The sequence below is a fragment of the Niallia sp. genome (assembly GCF_031978665.1).
GTDB lineage: Bacteria > Bacillota > Bacilli > Bacillales > Cytobacillaceae > Niallia.
This window is the reverse complement of sequence record NZ_DALZDK010000039.1, coordinates 22,371-40,546: the sequence shown is the minus strand read 5'-3', so window position 1 is coordinate 40,546 and position 18,176 is coordinate 22,371. Positions and strand designations below refer to the sequence as shown.

19 protein-coding genes are annotated in these 18,176 nt (G+C 34.4%); 17 read left to right on the top strand and 2 right to left on the bottom strand.

What is annotated here, in order from left to right; all coding sequences use genetic code 11:
* Nucleotides 1–121 precede the first annotated feature (121 nt).
* From RTL21_RS19155 to RTL21_RS19110, 10 genes are all read left to right on the top strand, one after another.
* Nucleotides 122–1,243 (top strand): conserved virulence factor C family protein, encoded by a 1,122-nt coding sequence (locus tag RTL21_RS19155; RefSeq protein ID WP_312098208.1) that lies wholly within the window; start codon nucleotides 122–124, stop codon nucleotides 1,241–1,243.
* A gap of 99 nt (nucleotides 1,244–1,342) precedes the next feature.
* Nucleotides 1,343–1,777: a BrxA/BrxB family bacilliredoxin gene (locus RTL21_RS19150; protein ID WP_312098206.1), complete on the top strand. Its 435-nt coding sequence runs from the start codon at nucleotides 1,343–1,345 to the stop codon at nucleotides 1,775–1,777.
* Nucleotides 1,778–1,941: 164 nt separating this feature from the next.
* Nucleotides 1,942–2,718, top strand: a complete 777-nt coding sequence (locus RTL21_RS19145; protein ID WP_312098204.1) for a class I SAM-dependent methyltransferase — start codon at nucleotides 1,942–1,944, stop codon at nucleotides 2,716–2,718.
* Between the two features lie 131 nt (nucleotides 2,719–2,849).
* Nucleotides 2,850–3,446 (top strand): YpjP family protein, encoded by a 597-nt coding sequence (locus tag RTL21_RS19140; protein ID WP_312098203.1) that lies wholly within the window; start codon nucleotides 2,850–2,852, stop codon nucleotides 3,444–3,446.
* Nucleotides 3,447–3,664: 218 nt separating this feature from the next.
* The gene (locus RTL21_RS19135; protein WP_312098222.1) at nucleotides 3,665–4,246 is read left to right on the top strand and encodes a TerD family protein; all 582 of its coding nucleotides are present in this window, start codon (nucleotides 3,665–3,667) and stop codon (nucleotides 4,244–4,246) included.
* 34 nt (nucleotides 4,247–4,280) lie between these two features.
* Nucleotides 4,281–5,063, top strand: coding sequence for a TerC family protein (locus RTL21_RS19130; protein ID WP_312098201.1), 783 nt, complete (start codon nucleotides 4,281–4,283; stop codon nucleotides 5,061–5,063).
* Nucleotides 5,064–5,346: 283 nt separating this feature from the next.
* Nucleotides 5,347–6,546, top strand: coding sequence for an HpcH/HpaI aldolase/citrate lyase family protein (locus RTL21_RS19125; RefSeq protein WP_312098199.1), 1,200 nt, complete (start codon nucleotides 5,347–5,349; stop codon nucleotides 6,544–6,546).
* Nucleotides 6,485–7,843: a phosphoribosyltransferase family protein gene (locus RTL21_RS19120; protein WP_312098197.1), complete on the top strand. Its 1,359-nt coding sequence runs from the start codon at nucleotides 6,485–6,487 to the stop codon at nucleotides 7,841–7,843. The genes RTL21_RS19125 and RTL21_RS19120 overlap by 62 nt, the downstream gene beginning before the upstream one ends.
* A 3-nt stretch (nucleotides 7,844–7,846) precedes the next feature.
* The gene (locus RTL21_RS19115; protein ID WP_312098195.1) at nucleotides 7,847–8,965 is read left to right on the top strand and encodes a cysteine protease StiP family protein; all 1,119 of its coding nucleotides are present in this window, start codon (nucleotides 7,847–7,849) and stop codon (nucleotides 8,963–8,965) included.
* Entirely contained in the window at nucleotides 8,926–9,756 is an 831-nt protein-coding gene (locus tag RTL21_RS19110; RefSeq protein WP_312098193.1) for an HAD family hydrolase, read from the top strand. Before RTL21_RS19115 ends, RTL21_RS19110 begins: the two co-directional genes overlap by 40 nt.
* Before the next feature lie 126 nt (nucleotides 9,757–9,882).
* On the opposite strand, the gene RTL21_RS19105 is transcribed toward RTL21_RS19110, so the two are convergent.
* Nucleotides 9,883–10,137: a hypothetical protein gene (locus RTL21_RS19105; protein WP_312098191.1), complete on the bottom strand. Its 255-nt coding sequence runs from the start codon at nucleotides 10,135–10,137 to the stop codon at nucleotides 9,883–9,885.
* Nucleotides 10,138–10,418: 281 nt separating this feature from the next.
* On the opposite strand from RTL21_RS19105, the gene RTL21_RS19100 reads away from it, so the two are divergent.
* The 7 genes from RTL21_RS19100 (at nucleotide 10,419) to RTL21_RS19070 (ending at nucleotide 16,996) form a co-directional block, all read left to right on the top strand.
* Nucleotides 10,419–12,062 (top strand): YceG family protein, encoded by a 1,644-nt coding sequence (locus RTL21_RS19100; protein ID WP_312098189.1) that lies wholly within the window; start codon nucleotides 10,419–10,421, stop codon nucleotides 12,060–12,062.
* Nucleotides 12,063–12,065: 3 nt separating this feature from the next.
* On the top strand, nucleotides 12,066–13,169 hold the full coding sequence (locus RTL21_RS19095; protein ID WP_312098187.1) for a toxic anion resistance protein: 1,104 nt from the start codon (nucleotides 12,066–12,068) through the stop codon (nucleotides 13,167–13,169).
* 278 nt (nucleotides 13,170–13,447) lie between these two features.
* Nucleotides 13,448–14,059 carry a TerD family protein gene (locus RTL21_RS19090; protein WP_312098185.1) on the top strand — a complete coding sequence of 204 codons (612 nt, stop codon included), beginning with the start codon at nucleotides 13,448–13,450 and terminating at the stop codon, nucleotides 14,057–14,059.
* Nucleotides 14,060–14,113: 54 nt separating this feature from the next.
* Nucleotides 14,114–14,692, top strand: a complete 579-nt coding sequence (locus tag RTL21_RS19085; RefSeq protein ID WP_312098183.1) for a TerD family protein — start codon at nucleotides 14,114–14,116, stop codon at nucleotides 14,690–14,692.
* 272 nt (nucleotides 14,693–14,964) lie between these two features.
* Entirely contained in the window at nucleotides 14,965–15,672 is a 708-nt protein-coding gene (locus tag RTL21_RS19080; protein WP_312098181.1) for an anthrax toxin lethal factor-related metalloendopeptidase, read from the top strand.
* A gap of 44 nt (nucleotides 15,673–15,716) precedes the next feature.
* A complete protein-coding gene (locus RTL21_RS19075) occupies nucleotides 15,717–16,511 on the top strand; it encodes a thymidylate synthase (RefSeq protein ID WP_312098179.1) in 795 nt (264 codons plus the stop codon).
* Nucleotides 16,508–16,996 (top strand): dihydrofolate reductase, encoded by a 489-nt coding sequence (locus RTL21_RS19070; RefSeq protein ID WP_312098177.1) that lies wholly within the window; start codon nucleotides 16,508–16,510, stop codon nucleotides 16,994–16,996. Before RTL21_RS19075 ends, RTL21_RS19070 begins: the two co-directional genes overlap by 4 nt.
* A gap of 410 nt (nucleotides 16,997–17,406) precedes the next feature.
* Here the strand turns inward: RTL21_RS19070 and trhA are convergent, their stop codons facing one another.
* The gene (gene trhA, locus RTL21_RS19065) at nucleotides 17,407–18,045 is read right to left on the bottom strand and encodes a PAQR family membrane homeostasis protein TrhA (RefSeq protein ID WP_312098175.1); all 639 of its coding nucleotides are present in this window, start codon (nucleotides 18,043–18,045) and stop codon (nucleotides 17,407–17,409) included.
* Between the last annotated feature and the right edge of the window lie 131 nt (nucleotides 18,046–18,176).

Below are 18,176 nucleotides of genomic sequence, written 5' to 3'. Positions count from 1 at the left end.
AGCAGAAATCGACTGGCGACATACAAAAGCAAATGCAATAGATAAGGGATGAGAGCTGTTTATTTTTCGAAAGGAATAAAGCATGCTAATATAAGTGTTGTAAGAAGAGGGGGAATGGAATGTGAGAATTATTTCTATTGAACCAACACCAAGTCCAAATACGATGAAAATTAATTTAGACCAAGAGTTGCCAATGGGAAAAAGCAATAATTATAAGGTAGATAATTCGTCAGGGGCACCTGAATTAATTCGAAATATCCTTTCCGTTGAAGGAGTTAAAGGTGTCTACCATGTTGCTGATTTTTTAGCAGTTGAAAGAAATGCTCGCTATGATTGGAAGGAATTGCTTTCAAAAGTGCGTAATGTCTTCGGTGAGGACGAAGCTACCGAGGATTCAAAAGAAATTAATGAACACTATGGTGAAATAAAGGTTCAAGTTCAAATGTATAAAAACATACCAATGCAAATTAAGTTATCGGATGGTAATGAAGAAAGAAGATTCGGCTTACCTGAATTATTTATTCATGCCGTATCAGCAGTACGTAGTCCGGAAGATAATGTTGTAATGACAAGGAAATGGAAAGATTTTGGGGTGCGATATGGAGAATTTGAGGAAATCGGCAATGTTATAATTGAAGAACTTATTGCAGCATATCCACAAGAACGAATCGATGCAATTATTCAGCATGCTAAAAATCCTCAGACGGAAGCTAATGAAAAGCCTGCACGAGTAAAAACAAAACTTACCCTTGAGGATCTAGAGGATCCTGATTGGAAAGTAAGATATCAAAAACTTGAACAAAGCGAAGATCCTTCAGTGGACGACATACCAGTTTTAACGAAAGCACTTGATGATGAAAAACCATCTATTCGTAGACTTGCAACAGTTTACCTTGGGATGATTGAGGATGCTGCCGTTCTCCCTTCATTATATAAAGCTTTAAAGGATAAAACTGTAACCGTGCGACGTACAGCAGGAGATTGCTTATCCGATTTAGGATTTCCAGAAGCGATGGATGAAATGATGGAGGCACTAGATGATAAAAGTAAGATTGTCCGTTGGAGAGCCGCCATGTTTTTATATGAAGTTGGAGATGAAAGAGCACTTCCAGCTTTGAAAGCACATGAGAATGATCCGGAATTTGAAGTAAGCTTGCAAATAAAATTGGCAATTGAACGGATTGAACTAGGGGAAGAAGCGAAAGGATCAGTTTGGAAACAGATGACTGAAGCAAGAAAATAGGCATGTTAAGCACATGTTTTCTTTGTTAAAAGATTGCGAGAAGAGTATTTCTAATGTATATTTATGGAATATAAAAAGTGGAAATTGGAGGGGTTAATTATGTCAATGGCATATGATGAATACATGAAACAAGTGGTAAAGCCAATGAGAGCAGAACTAACACAGGCAGGATTTGAAGAATTACTTACGGAAGAAGCAGTGGAACAATTTATCGAAATAAATAAAGGTACTTCCTTGGTTGTCGTTAATTCAGTTTGTGGCTGTGCTGCAGGATTAGCAAGACCAGCTGCCACACAAGCAGTGCTAGCTTCTGAAAAAAAACCAGATCAATTAGTAACAGTATTTGCTGGCCAAGACAAAGAAGCGACAGCAAAAATGCGTGAATACTTTGGTGATATTGAGCCATCTTCTCCTTCTATGGCACTAATTAAAGACAATAAAGTTGTTCACTTCATTCACCGTTACGATATTGAAGGAAATTCTATGGAAGCAATTATGGAGAATTTAGTATCCGCATTTGAACAATTTTGCTAATATGAGGTTTCATGGGAAATGAGGGCTTGCCTTTTCTCTCATGAGCCTTCTTTTTTTAGGCAGTTAATACGGATTATCTTTCAACAGATTTCACTTGAAGCATCCTTTTTGTTGAACAGAGACTCAAAAAGATGCTTTTCTAAATTGTAATTAGGAGAAAAAAAATGATTGTAACAACTGCTGGTAGAACAAATAAGGAAATGCAAATTCTCGCAAAAAGTATAGCAGAAGAATTTAACAGTAAGTTTGTAGAACGTGAGAAAGTATCCATCGATTATTTAAAAATTCACTATGAGACAGATATTCTAATGATAGGGAAAAATCGATTTGAATTTTATCCACTAAATACAGGACAACCATTCTTTTTTCACCCAAATTCAGCTGCTTTTCGTATAAAAAGGCTCATAAATCAAGAGCATGATCCATTTATTGAAGCAACCAATTTAAAAAAGGGGAAGAGCTTTTTGGATTGTACTTTGGGTCTTGCTTCCGATAGCATCGTTGCGAGTTTTGCAGTAGGAAGCGAAGGCTTCGTAGAAGGATTGGAAGTAAATAACGTCATTGCTTTTCTGGTAAAAACTGGTTTGAAGGAATGGGAGACAAGTAATTCTGCAATAGATGAAGCGATGCGTAGAGTATCAGTGAAGCATATTAACGCCTTAGATGAGCTCATTCACAAAGAAGACAATAGTATAGATTGTGTTTATTTTGATCCGATGTTTGAAGAAGAAATCTCTTCCGATGGCATCCATCCATTAAAGAAACTAGCACATTATGAAGAATTGACAGAAGAAATAATCAATCACGCAAAGCGAGTTGCAAAAGAGAGAGTCGTATTGAAGGATCATTTTAGAAGTAGCAGATTTGATCGGTTTAAATTTGAACAGCAAAAACGTAAAACAGCTAAATTTCATTATGGAATATGGCTAAATAAAGAATAATGAAAAAATAACCTATCTATTTTAGGATAATACTAGAAGATTTGATAGGAAATAATATATACTTAATCTATTAATATTTTATTATTACATTTTAAATATCATCAGGATGAACGGAAAGCGAGGTGTAATAAATGCCTAATTGGATTCGTAAAAGCCTGGTTGTATTTGTTTCTATTTTAACTTTTGGTCTTGTTTCACCATCGCCTTCTATTTTTTTAAATAATAACAGCGATAGTGATAAAAAGCCACTTGATGAAAGAGAAATGCCTTTTGCTAGAGAAAGTATAGAAGAAGCTATATTTACGGATAGTAAAGAGGAATTCTTCTCTAGAGAAGCGTTTATTAGTAAAATGATGAAAGAAGCAGAAGAGCAAAGCTATTTAAAATTCGGATCAAAAATTAAACCAGTTATTGAAGATGAATTTCGTTTAGTCGTTCTCCCAAATATGGAAAAAGCGATTGATGAAGTAACAAGCATTTTCCCAGAAGAGGAATTAAGCTATTTGACTGTGACCGAGTTTCCTGCTTCGGGAACAAGTGAACGAATTTTCCATATTACAAGGGAGAAAGAGGACATTATCCGTTTTCACGTAAGAAGGGATCGTCCCCCACAGGAAGGATATTACTTTAACTTCCATTACCATACGTATCATGATCAATTCCAAACTCATTATACACTGGGAGAAATTTATTGGGACAAAAATACTCCGCCAAAGTGGATGAGTTAACATGAAATAGAGGAATTTCATTTTTTATGTAGAACAAACTGAACCTGTAGACAAAGCGAGGAGTAGCATAATAAAGTCTAGCGATTACTTTCTTCACGAAAGAGAAATGGTGTTATAAGGTTGCGTATATGGTGCAATAACTTTATTTAGAAGATGAAACTTTTTCTTATATGATTACGTATAAAAACTATATTGAAAAATTTGGAGGTAGCAAAGATATGGCAATTAGTTTATCAAAAGGACAAAAAGTAGATTTAACAAAGGGAAATCCTGGTTTATCAAAAGTAATTATCGGTTTAGGCTGGGATGTTAATAAGTATGATGGCGGAAATGATTTTGATTTAGACACATCTGCTTTCTTGCTTGGAGAAAATGGAAAAGTACCAAATGATAGTGATTTTGTATTTTACAATAATCCAACAGGTGGAAATGGTTCAATTGTTCATTCAGGAGATAATCGTACAGGAGCAGGCGATGGAGATGATGAACAAATCATTGTGGACTTAAAAGAAATTCCTGCTACTATTCAGCGTGTTGCTTTTACCATTACAATTCATGATGGAGAAGCTAGAAATCAAAACTTTGGGCAAGTTTCTAATTCCTATGTCCGTATTTTAAATGAGGAAACAAATGAAGAATTAATTCGTTACGATTTAGGAGAGGATTTCTCCATCGAAACAGCATTAGTAGTTGGAGAGTTATACCGTCATAATAATGAATGGAAATTTAGTGCTATTGGCAGTGGATACCAAGGCGGCTTAGCTGCTTTAGCAACTGATTTTGGCCTGCAAGTTGGCTAATTATTTAAGCATATTTTAGGAGGAAACTTTTTTCATGGGAATATTTGAAACAATTATTGATACATATGCCCAGTTTTTTGACTGGGAAATGTGGGGAGAAGTATTAACGGACCCAGTAAGTTGGGGCTATATTGGAACACTAGTAATATTAGAAGGCTTGTTATCAGCGGATAATGCCTTGGTGCTTGCTGTAATGGTTAAGCATTTACCGCCAGAGCAAAGAAGAAAAGCATTGTTCTATGGGTTATTAGGTGCTTATATATTCCGCTTTATAGCAATCGGTATTGGTGTTTATTTAATCGAATTCTCATGGGTGAAAGTACTGGGAGCAGCATATTTAGCATATCTTGCTATTAAGTATTTCATGGATCGAAGAAAAGCAGCAAATGAAACAGAAGAGCATGACGAAGAGAATAAAGGAATCAATAAAAATGGGATTCTTATCCGCACATTTGGTCTATTTTGGGGAACAGTAATTTCTGTTGAATTAATGGATATTGCCTTTTCTGTAGATAGCGTTTTAGCGGCATTTGGTGTAAGTAATCAAGTATGGGTATTATTAATCGGTGGTATACTTGGTGTCCTTATGATGCGTGGCGTAGCGGGGGTTTTCCTTAAGTTAATTGATAAAATTCCGGAGCTAGAAGCAACAGCTTATATCTTAATCTTAATTATCGCTGTTAAGATGCTACTAGGCGTTTTTGATATTCACATTGATCATATTTATTTCTTTGGATTGTTAGTCATCGCGTTTGGCGCAACCTTTGTTGTACACTTTAGAAATAAAAAGAAAGCAGAACAGCAGGGCGAAGCTTAATGCTTTTAGAGGATATTTCTAGTAGGTTTAATAGACATTGCTAGATATGTCCTCTTTTTCATAAGAAGTTATTTAGTTCCTTCTCCTCAGCCTAACACCTGACCAGGATAACCTTCGCATGCTTTCCATAGGCATAATGGAAACTTCTATAAAAGTCATTATTTTCAAAAAAAAAGTTTTGTTGTAAGATAGACTTAATTATTCTACTATATAAATTTTTTATTTTTAAATTTTCTGAATATTATCTAAATAGTTGTTACTCTCATCGAATGGAGCAAAGGAAATGAAATTATTCTCTGACTTAAATGAAAAACAAATGAAACGTCTTTTCTTCAAATTACCAGAAGAGGTGTTTAGTACTTCGGAGAAGGAAGTATTATCCTATGCACTTGCTTCCACCTTATATATGCCTGCGACAAGGCCGAATATTTTTCAAGATTTATTAACTAAGAAGCATGCTGCTTTAACATCAATGGTAATTTGTCTAGAGGATTCAATTGGTGATCATGAGGTAGACATAGCAGAACAAAAATTAGTGGAAGAGTTAACATCTATCTATCAAGCATTACAAGACGGGGTTCTTAGTAAAAGTGAATTGCCATTGATTTTTATTAGAATTCGCTCGGTACCTCAGTTTCTCCACCTGATGGATTCACTCGGTGAAAAGAAAGACTTACTAACTGGTATCGTAATCCCAAAATTTGAAGCTGCAGTTGGAAAGATTATTCTAAAAGAATTAGAAAATTATAATATTCTAGGACATTCTTTATATGCGATGCCAATATTAGAAACAAAAAGAATAATTGAAAAAGAAACAAGAATGGAGGAACTCCTCTCCATAAAGAAAGTATTAGATGATTATAAACATCTTGTCTTAAATGTGCGAATTGGAGCAACCGATTTTTGTGGATTATATGGCATCCGTAGAAATGCAGAAACTACTGTCTACGATGTTGCGATAATCCGAGATTGTATATCAGATATTGTTAACGTATTTACACGTGCAGATAGCCCCTATGTTGTTTCTGGACCTGTTTGGGAATATTTCACGACTAAAGAAAGAATTCTTATTCCACAATTAAGAGAGACACCTTTTCGTAAGCGTTATGGAAAAGCAGGTATGAATATGCGAACACAGCTAATTGATAAGCATATGGATGGGTTAATAAGAGAAGTAATGATGGATATTACAAATGGCTTAACAGGAAAGACAATCATCCATCCAACGCATATAAAGCCAGTACAAGCATTAAATGTTGTTTCCTATGAGGAATACTTGGACGCTTGTAATATTATTGAAAGTAATAATGGGCAGATTGGCGTTGTTAAAAGTAGTTTTTCAAATAAGATGAATGAAATAAAACCACATTTGAATTGGGCTCAGAAAATTATTTTAAAATCAAAGGTTTACGGGGTGTTTCATGAGGGATTTACATACATTGACTTACTTAAACAAGAAAATTTCATTACCAATCATTCATAATTTACGGATAGACATTACCATTGAAGAAAATCCATTTAATCTACCGCTAGAGGATTTTTTCAAGATGGCTGCACGAATCAATAAGAAGCGAGCGTTTTTATTTGTGAGTAAACTTTTAGGGAAGCATTTACCGATTGAACCCAAAAAAGGGTTATTGACCGGATTTATGCTAGCAGCACGATATGAAGAAATTGTTACTGGCATTATTACACCACAAAGAGAAGCGCTGATAGCTAACTATAGTGATTCTTCCCTACCTTTTTTTGATAAACCATTTATATCGAGTAAAAAGGCAAATCCAATAATTATTGGTTTTGCAGAAACGGCAACTGCATTAGGGCATTCTTTTTTTCGTGCTTTTGAACATGCTACTTTTTTTCATACGACTAGAGAAAATGCAAATGAGCTAGTTCCAATCATCTCTTTTGAAGAAGAGCATTCACATGCCACTTCCCATCGTTGCTATGTAGAGGAAGGCATTCTTGCTAATGATAAAGAAATCATTCTAGTCGACGATGAGTTAACAACAGGTAGAACGGCCATTAATATTATTCGAGATATTCAGAGGAACTATCCAAGAGATAAATATACAGTTGTATCGATCCTAGATTGGCGTTCAGAAGAATGGCAACATGAGATGAAATCCCTAGAACAAGAATTACAAATAACAATTCAAGTCGTCTCTCTCTTAAAAGGAAGTTTTGACCTTGTTGGTAAGGAGATTAATCTAGTTTCACAAACAGAGATTTTGGAAAGGAATACGGAAGAACCGTTACTGGAGTATATAAGTCTCGAAAATTATGTGAAAGAGCGAGTCATTCCGATAACATCGACTTGTTTAGCAGGCAGCCGAAATGAATACGGCTATTTAAAAGATACAGGCAGATTTGGCATCTGTACAGAAGAGGTGACCGACACTTGGATCAGGCAAGCTGCAAGTGAGCTGGAGAAAAAGCGAGTTGGTACTACTCTATGTATTGGCACAGGGGAATTTATGTATATTCCTATGAAGCTAGCAAGTTTTATGGGTGGAAACCTACATTTTCAATCAACGACAAGAAGTCCGATTTATCCAAATGATGAAGAAGAATATGGGGCAAAAAATGCATTTTGTTTTTCTAATCCAGAAGATTTGGATATTGCAAATTATTTATACAATATTAAGGCTAAACAATACGATGATATCTTCCTATTTTTTGAGAGAAAAGTAAATATGGAACAATTAAAAGACTTGCTTTCTGAGTTGAAGGCTGTCCAAGCCAAAAAAATAAATATTGTATATTGTAGCGGGAGGTAAAAAATGACATTAAATGTACATCAACCAGCAAAGTTCGGCTCCTATGATAGAGAAGATGTTATTTTTCTATTAAAAGATTTAAGTGAAATTTCATTAGAAGGATCAACGGAAGAGAGAGAAAAAAAGATTCAAGGTGGAGAGCATTATAGTGAAACGCTTCCCATCGAATATAATCCGCCCGAACATTATTTGCAGCTATTTTGGGAGACACTTCATGAATATAAAGACAAAGTAGCCCTTTGTACTGCTATTGTCGCCGAGCAAATTTATCGAAAACATGGAAAACAAACAGTATTGGTTTCCTTAGCACGAGCAGGCACACCGATTGGGATCTTGATTAAACGCTATTTGAAATGGAAATATGATATTTCTTTGCCACATTATAGTATTTCTATCATCAGAGATAGAGGCATCGATGAAAATGCCATTCATTATATGATGCAAACACATAAAGGATATGCGCTACAATTTATTGACGGGTGGACAGGAAAAGGGGCTATTTCGCTTGAATTAACGAAAAACTGTGAAGCGTTTTATCAAAAATTTCATGTAAGGTTAGATGATTCTTTAGCAGTTCTAGCTGATCCAGGATACTGTACAACGCTTTATGGAACGAGAGAAGATTTTTTAATTCCAAGCGCTTGTTTGAATTCAACGGTGTCAGGACTTGTAAGCCGCACTGTTTTAAATGAAGAATATATAAAAAAAGATGATTTTCATGGGGCAAAGTTTTATCAGGAATTAGAGCCATTTGATGTATCGAACCACTATATAGACGAGATTACAAAGGCTTTTCAAAAAGTGAATCCAATGTCTATAGAGGAGAATATTAGCGTAAATCTACTTGATCAAACTGTTGATTTTAGAGGGATGAAAGAGGTTCTAACAATAAAGGAAGAATTTAACATTGATAACACGCATTATGTAAAACCTGGAGTCGGAGAAACGACAAGAGTTTTATTAAGAAGAGTGCCCTGGAAGATTTTAATGAAAGATCTAGATAGTCCATATGTCCAACATATTATTTTGCTTGCAAAAGAAAGAGGTGTTGAGGTAATAGAATATCCCAATATGAGCTATACATGCTGTGGATTGATAAAGAAGGTTGTGGAAGATCGATGAATCTATTTGCCTCAGACTTGGATAGAACGTTAATTTACTCTAAACGAGCATTAAGTGAAATGGAAACTCCTTGGAATGAATCAATGGTTAGTGTGGAAGTGAAAAATGGTGAAGACGTTTCCTTTATGACGAAAGAAAGTTTTAATAAATTGAAAGAAATTGCTACTAAGCATTTATTCATTCCTGTTACGACAAGAACCTATGAACAATATAAACGGATTTTTATCTTTGAAAAAGAAATGCCGGTGACATACTGTGTTACAAGCAATGGGGCAAATATCCATTATAAAGGAGAGCCTATAAAAGCTTGGAAAGAAATCATTCGGACCCGATTAAAAAGAGAGTGTATGGAGAAAGAGGGCTTATTGGAAAAGCTTCAGAATTATGCTCTGCCTGGCGAGTTGAAAGTTGCTGATAATCTTTTCTTTTATTATGTCTTAAAAACAAAAATAGACGAAAATGTAAAAAAAGAATTAACAAAGGTAGCAAGAGAAAATGGCTGGAATATATCGTTGCAAGGACGAAAACTCTATTTTATGCCAATACCTATTTGTAAGGGAGAGGCGATTAAATACATAAAAGAGAGAGAAGGAATAGAGCAAACGATTGGTGCGGGAGATTCAGTATTAGATTTCCCGTTTCTAAATATATGTCAATTTGCTTATATTCCAAGCCATGGTGAGCTAACTTTGGAAGAAATAAAAAATCCAACACATAATCTAACAATTCAAAAAGGAGCATTTGCTGGGGAAGAAATCGTAAGTAATGTTCATAGGCAGTTTCTTTTATAAATTTGCTTAAATAGACATATACATAGAGGCGACCGTTAAACGTTCGCCTCAAAAGCATTTACTGCGCAATAATGAGGAGAAACGGTACACCTCAGAGAGAAATATCGTGTGAAGTATAAAAGTTTTCTAAAAATCATCTGGCGGATCTTTAATCCATTTGAGCAATAAACAATAGATGGAGACAAAGAATAAATAACAACAAATAAATATAATAACCCCAAATAAAATCGAATCGAAGAATATAGCCATAAAAAAACTGATAATAAGAGAAATAAAGATTAAATCAACAAAGACATACATATTGGATGATAGAACATTTTGCACATAATTTAAATCTGTTTCAATTTCATGATATGTGTATTTTCGGAAGAATGATCTCATAGTTAGCACCTACTCGCCTAATGTACTGTATTATATGCACAGGTGAATGGTTAGGTGCTAAAATCACCAGCTCGTGAAAAAGGAGTAAAAGTCTTCTTGAAATACTATCCATCCCTTTCTTAATAGAATTAAACTTTACGGAAAAAAACATTTAATAAAATGAAACTTTTTTATAAAAATTACGTAAAGAATTAATAAGTAGAATATTTAGTGTTAACGTAAAGCTATGCTATGATAAAGATAGATATTTATCATTGGTTTAAAATTAGGAAGTGGAGAAAATGAATAAAGATTTTTATACGATCAATAATATAATACTTCCTTTGTCTACGGAAAATTGGTTTGATATCCTATCAAAGCCTATTAAAGAACGACCATTGCATGATACAAATAATCGTAATTTTACATTCGGTCAGGCTGTAGTTAAATTACTTGGCATATCATTAGACGAAGACGAATATTATAATCAGCTATTTAATTGGATACATAAAGACAATATTGGTTTACACTTACTAACGGATGAAACACTTAATCGAACGATTGATAATCAGCATTTTCAATCTATTCAAAAAGTGTTTAATCGAATGCAGGAACAGAATTTGTCCATTAATCGTTTTGTTGCTTTTCTAGATGGAGAGAATGTTTTGCTAAAATCATCCATTCCTGCCATTCATCGAAAACTAAGAGAAAGCTTCATAAAAGTTATCCAGCATTTTGCAGAAATCGAAGATAACGGCTTGAAAAATAATGATTTAAGAAGATTAGTAGTTGATATTGTAAAATGGTCGATCAACCATTTACAACCTGCTCTGGAAGAAAGTCAGTTAAATGAAAATATGCCTAAGTTTCTTTGGTATGGAGATGCCAATAAAAGCCAGGCCTATTTTATGTATTATCTACTTACCTTTGGATGTGATATCGTTATGGTTCATCCAAAAGGGGTAGATATTCTGGAAAAGCTAAAGCTGGATAAGGAATTGTTTTTTCAGCATCAGTATCCACAAATTAAAGAGCCTGAAACCTTTCCTAAAGAGGAACGAAAAAGAACTGCAACCATAGCATACCGGGCGTCAAGAGAAATTGAGAGCATTCTTCACTATGAAGGATCGAACCTTTATAAGCCTTGGCAATTCAGAGATTATCTTCCGGTTTCTATAACATTAAAAACGACGTATGATGAAATTTTTCTACTTGAAAAAGAACTTGCAATGATTCGTCCAAATTTTGCTGTTAGAAACGGAGAAGTGCATATCCCTTCTATTTTTGCTAAAATATTTGGTGTAAGTAAGAATCGTAAAGAGTATTGGGATCGAATACACGGTGTCGTTAATAAAGAGGAAACTTTATTAATTAGAAGCTTTCCATTTACAAGAGCTATTATTAGTGATTATCGATATCATTATCGTGGTGCACTTGGAACAGATGGCTTGCTTGATCCGGAAAAGATGATGGTAGCACATTATTGGAATTATAAGCAGCTACCAGCAGGCTTACAAAAAGGAATAGCTGCTGCTATTTCAAGGGTTTGTGCAAGTCCATCCCTTAAGAAGCATTCTACTGAATCAGATGAAGATGTTGCAATTTTTCTATTTTCACAATGCTTGCTAATACCAGATGATTTCTTGAAAATGCTTCAAAAATTCGATTACTCTCAAGAGGTTCCAAGTATCGTACTATTTAAAACAGAGCAAAATGGGGTTTTCACTAGAGAAGATGCAGCCATGCTACTATTAATGAACGCACTCGGGGTTGATATTATTATCTATAATCCTGCTGGTCATGTAGACATGGAGACCTTTACAAAAAATACGTTATTTGATGTTCATTGGCTAGAGGATGTTGTTTTTGATATGGAATATAAGGAGCCATCGATACTAAAAAGGGGAATATTTGGCGGGTTTTTAAAGAATAGAAAAGGAGAATAAAAGATGAATATGCAATCATCAAATATAAATAATGCAAATAATCAAGTTGCAGAATTATTAACAGAAGAAAAAGTATCTGAAATCAAATTAGCACTTAGAAATGAGCCTGAAGTACAGAAATTAGCACAGTCAATCGACGAAAAGGATCAAATCCAAATACTTGAATTCGGGAAAGAACCAGCAACTCAAATTTCTAAATTCTCCGATAAAATCCTTAATAATATGAAAACAACAAAAGTTGAAGATTCTGGAGAATTATTAAAACAGCTTGGCAGAATTATGGATAAATTCGATAAGAAGGATTTTGAGGATACATCAAAGGGATTTTTTGGAAAGTTGTTTAAAAAAAGTGAAAAGATTATGGAAAAGCTTTTTGGAAAATATCAGTCTATGGGTCAAGAGATTGATAAAGTCTATGTGGAAATTTCGAAATATCAAAATGAAATGGTCGATTCCACAACCATGCTAGATGAAATGTATGAACAAAATTATCAATATTATTTAACATTAGAAAAATACGCTGTTGCAGGTAATATGAAGTCAGAAGAACTGAAAACGCAAGTACTTCCTCAAATTGAGGCTAAAGCAATTGCTGGAGATCAATTAGCTGGAATGCAGCTTGATTCACTTAGAAATGCAGTAGAGCTGCTAGATCAGCGTGTTTACGATTTGGAAATGGCAAAAATGGTTGCGCTGCAAACAGCACCGCAAATTCGTTTATTGCAAAGAGGAAATACAAAATTAATTGGAAAGATTAATTCAGCATTTGTAACAACAATTCCGATTTTTAAAAATGGCCTCATTCAGGCTGTAGCAGCAAAGCGACAAAAATTAGTTGCAGATAGCATGAGCGAATTGGATAGAAGAACGAATGAAATGCTCGTTAAAAACGCACAAAATATCTCCCAACAAAGTGTAGATATTGCAAGACTTGCAGGCAGTCCTAGTATTAAAATTGAAACAATTGAAGAATCCTGGAATATTATCTTAAAAGGAATGCAGGAAACAAAAACAATCGAAGAAGAAAATAAACGTTTAAGAGAAGAAGGTACAAAGAAACTGGAAGAATTGCAAAATAATTTCAAACAAATGAAGCTGCAAGGGTAATTTAGCCTTATTTACCAATTATCTTGTAAAGCTTGTTTCTTTTTTAACAGATTTTTTAACAAACTAATTTGATTGTAGCATTGTTTAATTGACTAGAGACTCTACAGAGATTCCATTTTTCCTACGGAATCTTGTGGGGTCGGATGATGCAATCAACTGGCAAATTCATTTGGAGAAAAGAAGAGAGTATAGAAGTATTTCAGCTATTTCAGTGAAGAGAACAAAAGACTTTGAGAAAGAGTCAAGAGTCAGACTAACATACATAGGAGTGAAGAATAATGGCGATTAATTTACAAAAAGGACAAAGAGTTGATTTAACTAAGGGAAATCCAGGATTAAGTAAAATTTTGATAGGTCTTGGCTGGGATCCAGTTCAGCAAAGCAAAGGCGGCGGCTTATTAGGTTCCCTTTTTGGTGGCGGCCAGGGAGCAAGTGTTGATTGTGATGCTTCGGTCATTATGGTAAATGAACAAGGCAAAGTTCAAGCAAATAGTGACGTTATCTATTTTGGGAATTTACAAAGCCGTGATGGTAGTGTTAAGCATTCAGGTGATAACCTAACTGGTGATGGCGATGGGGATGATGAACAAGTTCATGTTGAATTAAATAAAGTACCTACGCATATTCATAAGTTAATTTTTGTTGTAAATATATATGACGCAGTGAAAAGAAAGCAACATTTTGGTATGATACAGAATGCTTTCATTCGAATTGTAAATCCACTAACGAATCAATCACTTATTCACTACAATTTGACAGATGATTACGCAGGGAAAACTAGCTTAATAGTTGGTGAATTATACAGACACGGACAAGATTGGAAATTTGCTGCTATTGGCACAGGCACGAATGCAGGAACCCTAGGAGAGTTAGTTAAATCGTTTTCTTAATTAAGGTAAGCTGGGTTACAATCAATCTATTATTCAAATAAGGAGGAATAGAAATTGAGTATTAATCTTTCTAAAGGACAACGAATTGATTTAACCAAAACAAATCCTGGTTTAACAAGAGCTATTATTGGGTTAGGCTGGGATATTAACCAATACGATGGCGGTACTGGTTTTGATTTAGATGCATCAGCTTTTATGGCAAATGAAAACGGCAAGGTAATAAACGATGAGGATTTTATTTTCTATAATAACCTAGTCCATCCAAGTGGAGGAGTGGAGCATACTGGTGACAATCGCACAGGTGAGGGTGCTGGTGATGATGAACAAATCATTATTGATTTTACCAAAATTCCTCTTCACGTAAATAAAATTGGCATTGCTGTTACTATTCATGATGCAGAAACAAGAAGACAAAATTTTGGACAAGTTTCTAATGCATTTGTCCGTGTTGTAAATGAAGAGAATAATATAGAGATACTTCGATTTGACTTAGGTGAAGATTTTTCTGTTGAAACAGCTGTTATCGTTTGTGAGCTTTATAAACATAATGGCGAGTGGAAATTTAATGCGGTTGGAAGTGGTTTTTCTGGTGGCCTTTCTGCTCTCTGCCGTAATTATGGGTTGGATGTTTAATTAAGTTGACATAGTTGAAAAATTGAAAGCTATTACTTCCATGTTTTTCTCATTAATAAATACTATCCAATAAGAATGACCATAGAAGAATAGAAGAATTTCTTACTATGTACTCCTTCTTTTGGATTTTTTTGTGGAGTTTTAACCCAATATTATCTTGTTTTTTGCGTATACATTTCTATGCTATAATTTTTAATAGCCTAGTATTGTTTCGACGAACTTATAGAATAATAGAATATTTAACGCAAGAGGTTTGTTGGGGAGGAAGAAGGATGAGGTGGCTCAAACGATTAGCACCAGTATGTATGATAGCTGCAACAAGTATTCTGATGGGAAACTCACAGCTTCCAAATAATGAAATATACTTAAAAAGCTTATCCGAATTAACAATTATTAAAGCACATTTATCCGATGATGCAAAAGAAAACTTAGGTAATATTATGATATTGCCAGAAGAATCTTATGATCAAATAGAAGCAGCCGCTATGATTGAAAGATTAAATCATTTGCCTTCATCTCTATTAAAAAAGATACAATCAAGTGGAATAAAAGTAAAATTATTTACTGATAAATTAACAGATAATAAAACCGCACAAAAATTTGCAGGAATTATTCCCAGAGGGTATACTTCTCAAAAGACATGGGATGATGTACCTGGAATAGGCGGTGGAAAAGTGGTTCTAGTAAAAATAGGAGCCAGCCAAAAGGGACAAGGGCATAGCTCTGTTAATTTAGAATATCACGAATTAGCTCATTCCATTGACTATAAAGTATTAAACAATGCGAGTAAAACAGAAGCATATAGATTAGTATGGAATGAGGAAAAAGGGAAGTTATTTCCTAATAGACAATACTTTCTTCAATATGCAGAAGAATATTTTGCAGAAACATTTGCAATGTTCTATATTGGAGGAAAGGAAAAGGAAAAACTATTACAATTAGCGCCAAAAACCTATCGTTATATAGCTTCTATTAAATAGCTATATATCTGAATCGCAATAAAATAAAAAGGGTGTTTATAAAAATGAGACAATATTTAGAGCTTTGTGAGCATATTTTAACAAGTGGTGTAACTAAAGAAGATCGAACAGGAACTGGAACGATTAGTACATTTGGATATCAAATGAGATTTGATCTTTCAGAAGGTTTTCCTTTAATTACTACAAAAAAATTGCATTTGCGCTCCATTATTTATGAGTTGCTTTGGTTTTTAAATGGAGACACGAATGTGAAATACTTACAAGATCATAATGTTCGAATTTGGAATGAGTGGGCAGACGAGCAAGGTAATTTAGGTCCAGTTTATGGACATCAATGGCGCTCTTGGACGACGAGAGAAGGCAATACGATTGACCAAATATCTGAATTAATACATTCCATCAAGACGAATCCAGATTCAAGAAGATTGATTGTGAGTGCATGGAATGTTGGCGATATTGAGAAAATGGCCTTGCCGCCATGTCATTGTCTTTTTCAATTTTATGTTGCAGATGGTAAATTATCTTGTCAGCTGTATCAACGTTCGGCAGATGTATTTCTTGGAGTGCCTTTTAATATTGCTTCATATGCGTTACTAACACATATGATTGCTCAAGTTTGCGATTTAGAGGTAGGAGATTTTGTTCATTCCTTTGGAGATGTTCATATATACACGAACCATATCGATCAGGTAAAGCTTCAGCTTACAAGAGAGCCTAAGCCCTTACCACAGTTGAAGATCAATAAAGAAGTGAAAGATATTTTCTCCTTCCAATTTGAGGATTTTGAAATCGTTAATTATGAAGCATATCCTCATATTAAAGGAGTGGTAAGTGTATGATTTCATTGATTGTTGCAATGGATAGGAACGGAGTAATTGGTATTAACAATCAATTGCCATGGCATTTACCAGAGGACTTAAAGTATTTCAAAAAAATCACGACTGGACATCCGATTGTAATGGGTAGAAAAACAAGGGACTCCATCGGAAGAAATTTGCCGAATCGTGAAAATGTCGTTATTACGAGAAATTCAGAATATATTTGTGAAGGTTGTACACTTTTTTATTCACTCGATGAATTTTATAAATGGAGTAATATACATCATGATGAGGAGATATTTATAATTGGTGGTGCTGAGCTTTTTGTGGCGACACTTAGCGAAACAGACCGGTTATACATTACACGAATTGATCATGAGTTTGAAGGAGATACGTTTTTTCCAGAATTAAATTGGGATGAATGGAAGCTAGTAGACGAACAAGAAGGGATAGTTGACGAGAAAAACATTTATCCTCATTCTTTTTATGTTTATGAAAGAGCGTAAATATAAGGCTGGGACATAAGTATTCCAACCCCAGTTAAAGCCAAACGATTATACGAAAATTTCGTATAATCGTTTGGCTTTTTAATTAGCTTATAAAAAAGCTGTTTCGGTTGTTAGTAGCCTTTCCATGGGGCTCGCGCTGAGCCCGCTTCGGCCTGCAGGATCTTTAGCTGTCTCGCTAATCCCATAGGAGTCTACGTGTATTCAAGCTGCTCCATTTTTCTTACTAATTAATATTTTCTTAGAAAAATAATTAGTTTTTACACTTAGACTATATTTAAAAACATAAATAACCATTGTATGAAAAGAACCTTTATTTAAGATCTAAATTAGAGATTATTCGTCTTTACAGATGGGCTATTTAGTTTTATCCCAGTCCCTTATATGAATAAGATGAACCTTTTTATCGATTACACATAAAGGTAGACGCAAAAATACATTAAGGCGCTACCAGCTAAAACAAAGATATGCCAAATGGCGTGAAAGTATGGAATCTTTTGCATGACATAAAATATACTACCGACAGTATAAAGCAGGCCCCCACCGATAAGAAGCATAAATCCAGTTGTACCAATTGCATGATAAAGGGGTATAATCGCCATCACGATTAGCCAGCCCATAATAACATATAGAATTGTTGAGGTAACAATATACTTTTTAACATAGTAACATTTAAAGACAATCCCAGTAATTGCTAATCCCCATACGATTCCAAAAAGCGTCCAGCCCAATCCACCTCGAATGGCAACTAAAACAAATGGGGTGTATGTGCCAGCGATTAAAAGATAGATGGAAGAATGATCTAAAATCTCGAAAAAATCCTTCATTTTTTCATGGGTAATACTATGCAATAAGGTGGAGCATAAATAGAGGATAATCATTGTTGCACCGAAAATGGAAAAACTTACAATTCTCCATGGATTAGCAGTTTCAGCAGCATTTAATATTAGCATAACCAATGCTGGAATACTTAATAGAAATCCAATGCCGTGAGTAATACTGTTTGCAATCTCTTCTTTTATCGAGAAATCTTTTATCGAAAAATTCATGAATATAGTCACTCCTTATTCTTCATTGTAATGTATTCCTACAATAAAAACAAACTAATACAGAGATGATTCTACTGGAAAAAATTTTACGCAATCAAAATGTTTAAAAAAAAAGAAAATTTAAAATTTTG

Excerpts from the sequence above, each read along its gene's own strand:
- RTL21_RS19150 (WP_312098206.1), top strand. The coding sequence starts at position 1,343 with ATGTCAATGGCATATGATGAATACATGAAACAAGTGGTAAAGCCAATG.
- RTL21_RS19145 (WP_312098204.1), top strand. The coding sequence starts at position 1,942 with ATGATTGTAACAACTGCTGGTAGAACAAATAAGGAAATGCAAATTCTC.
- RTL21_RS19140 (WP_312098203.1), top strand. The coding sequence starts at position 2,850 with ATGCCTAATTGGATTCGTAAAAGCCTGGTTGTATTTGTTTCTATTTTA.
- RTL21_RS19135 (WP_312098222.1), top strand. The coding sequence starts at position 3,665 with ATGGCAATTAGTTTATCAAAAGGACAAAAAGTAGATTTAACAAAGGGA.
- RTL21_RS19130 (WP_312098201.1), top strand. The coding sequence starts at position 4,281 with ATGGGAATATTTGAAACAATTATTGATACATATGCCCAGTTTTTTGAC.
- RTL21_RS19125 (WP_312098199.1), top strand. The coding sequence starts at position 5,347 with ATGAAATTATTCTCTGACTTAAATGAAAAACAAATGAAACGTCTTTTC.
- RTL21_RS19120 (WP_312098197.1), top strand. The coding sequence starts at position 6,485 with ATGAGGGATTTACATACATTGACTTACTTAAACAAGAAAATTTCATTA.
- RTL21_RS19115 (WP_312098195.1), top strand. The coding sequence starts at position 7,847 with ATGACATTAAATGTACATCAACCAGCAAAGTTCGGCTCCTATGATAGA.
- RTL21_RS19110 (WP_312098193.1), top strand. The coding sequence starts at position 8,926 with ATGCTGTGGATTGATAAAGAAGGTTGTGGAAGATCGATGAATCTATTT.
- RTL21_RS19105 (WP_312098191.1), bottom strand. The coding sequence starts at position 10,137 with ATGAGATCATTCTTCCGAAAATACACATATCATGAAATTGAAACAGAT.
- RTL21_RS19100 (WP_312098189.1), top strand. The coding sequence starts at position 10,419 with ATGAATAAAGATTTTTATACGATCAATAATATAATACTTCCTTTGTCT.
- RTL21_RS19095 (WP_312098187.1), top strand. The coding sequence starts at position 12,066 with ATGAATATGCAATCATCAAATATAAATAATGCAAATAATCAAGTTGCA.
- RTL21_RS19090 (WP_312098185.1), top strand. The coding sequence starts at position 13,448 with ATGGCGATTAATTTACAAAAAGGACAAAGAGTTGATTTAACTAAGGGA.
- RTL21_RS19080 (WP_312098181.1), top strand. The coding sequence starts at position 14,965 with ATGAGGTGGCTCAAACGATTAGCACCAGTATGTATGATAGCTGCAACA.
- RTL21_RS19075 (WP_312098179.1), top strand. The coding sequence starts at position 15,717 with ATGAGACAATATTTAGAGCTTTGTGAGCATATTTTAACAAGTGGTGTA.
- RTL21_RS19070 (WP_312098177.1), top strand. The coding sequence starts at position 16,508 with ATGATTTCATTGATTGTTGCAATGGATAGGAACGGAGTAATTGGTATT.
- trhA (WP_312098175.1), bottom strand. The coding sequence starts at position 18,045 with ATGAATTTTTCGATAAAAGATTTCTCGATAAAAGAAGAGATTGCAAAC.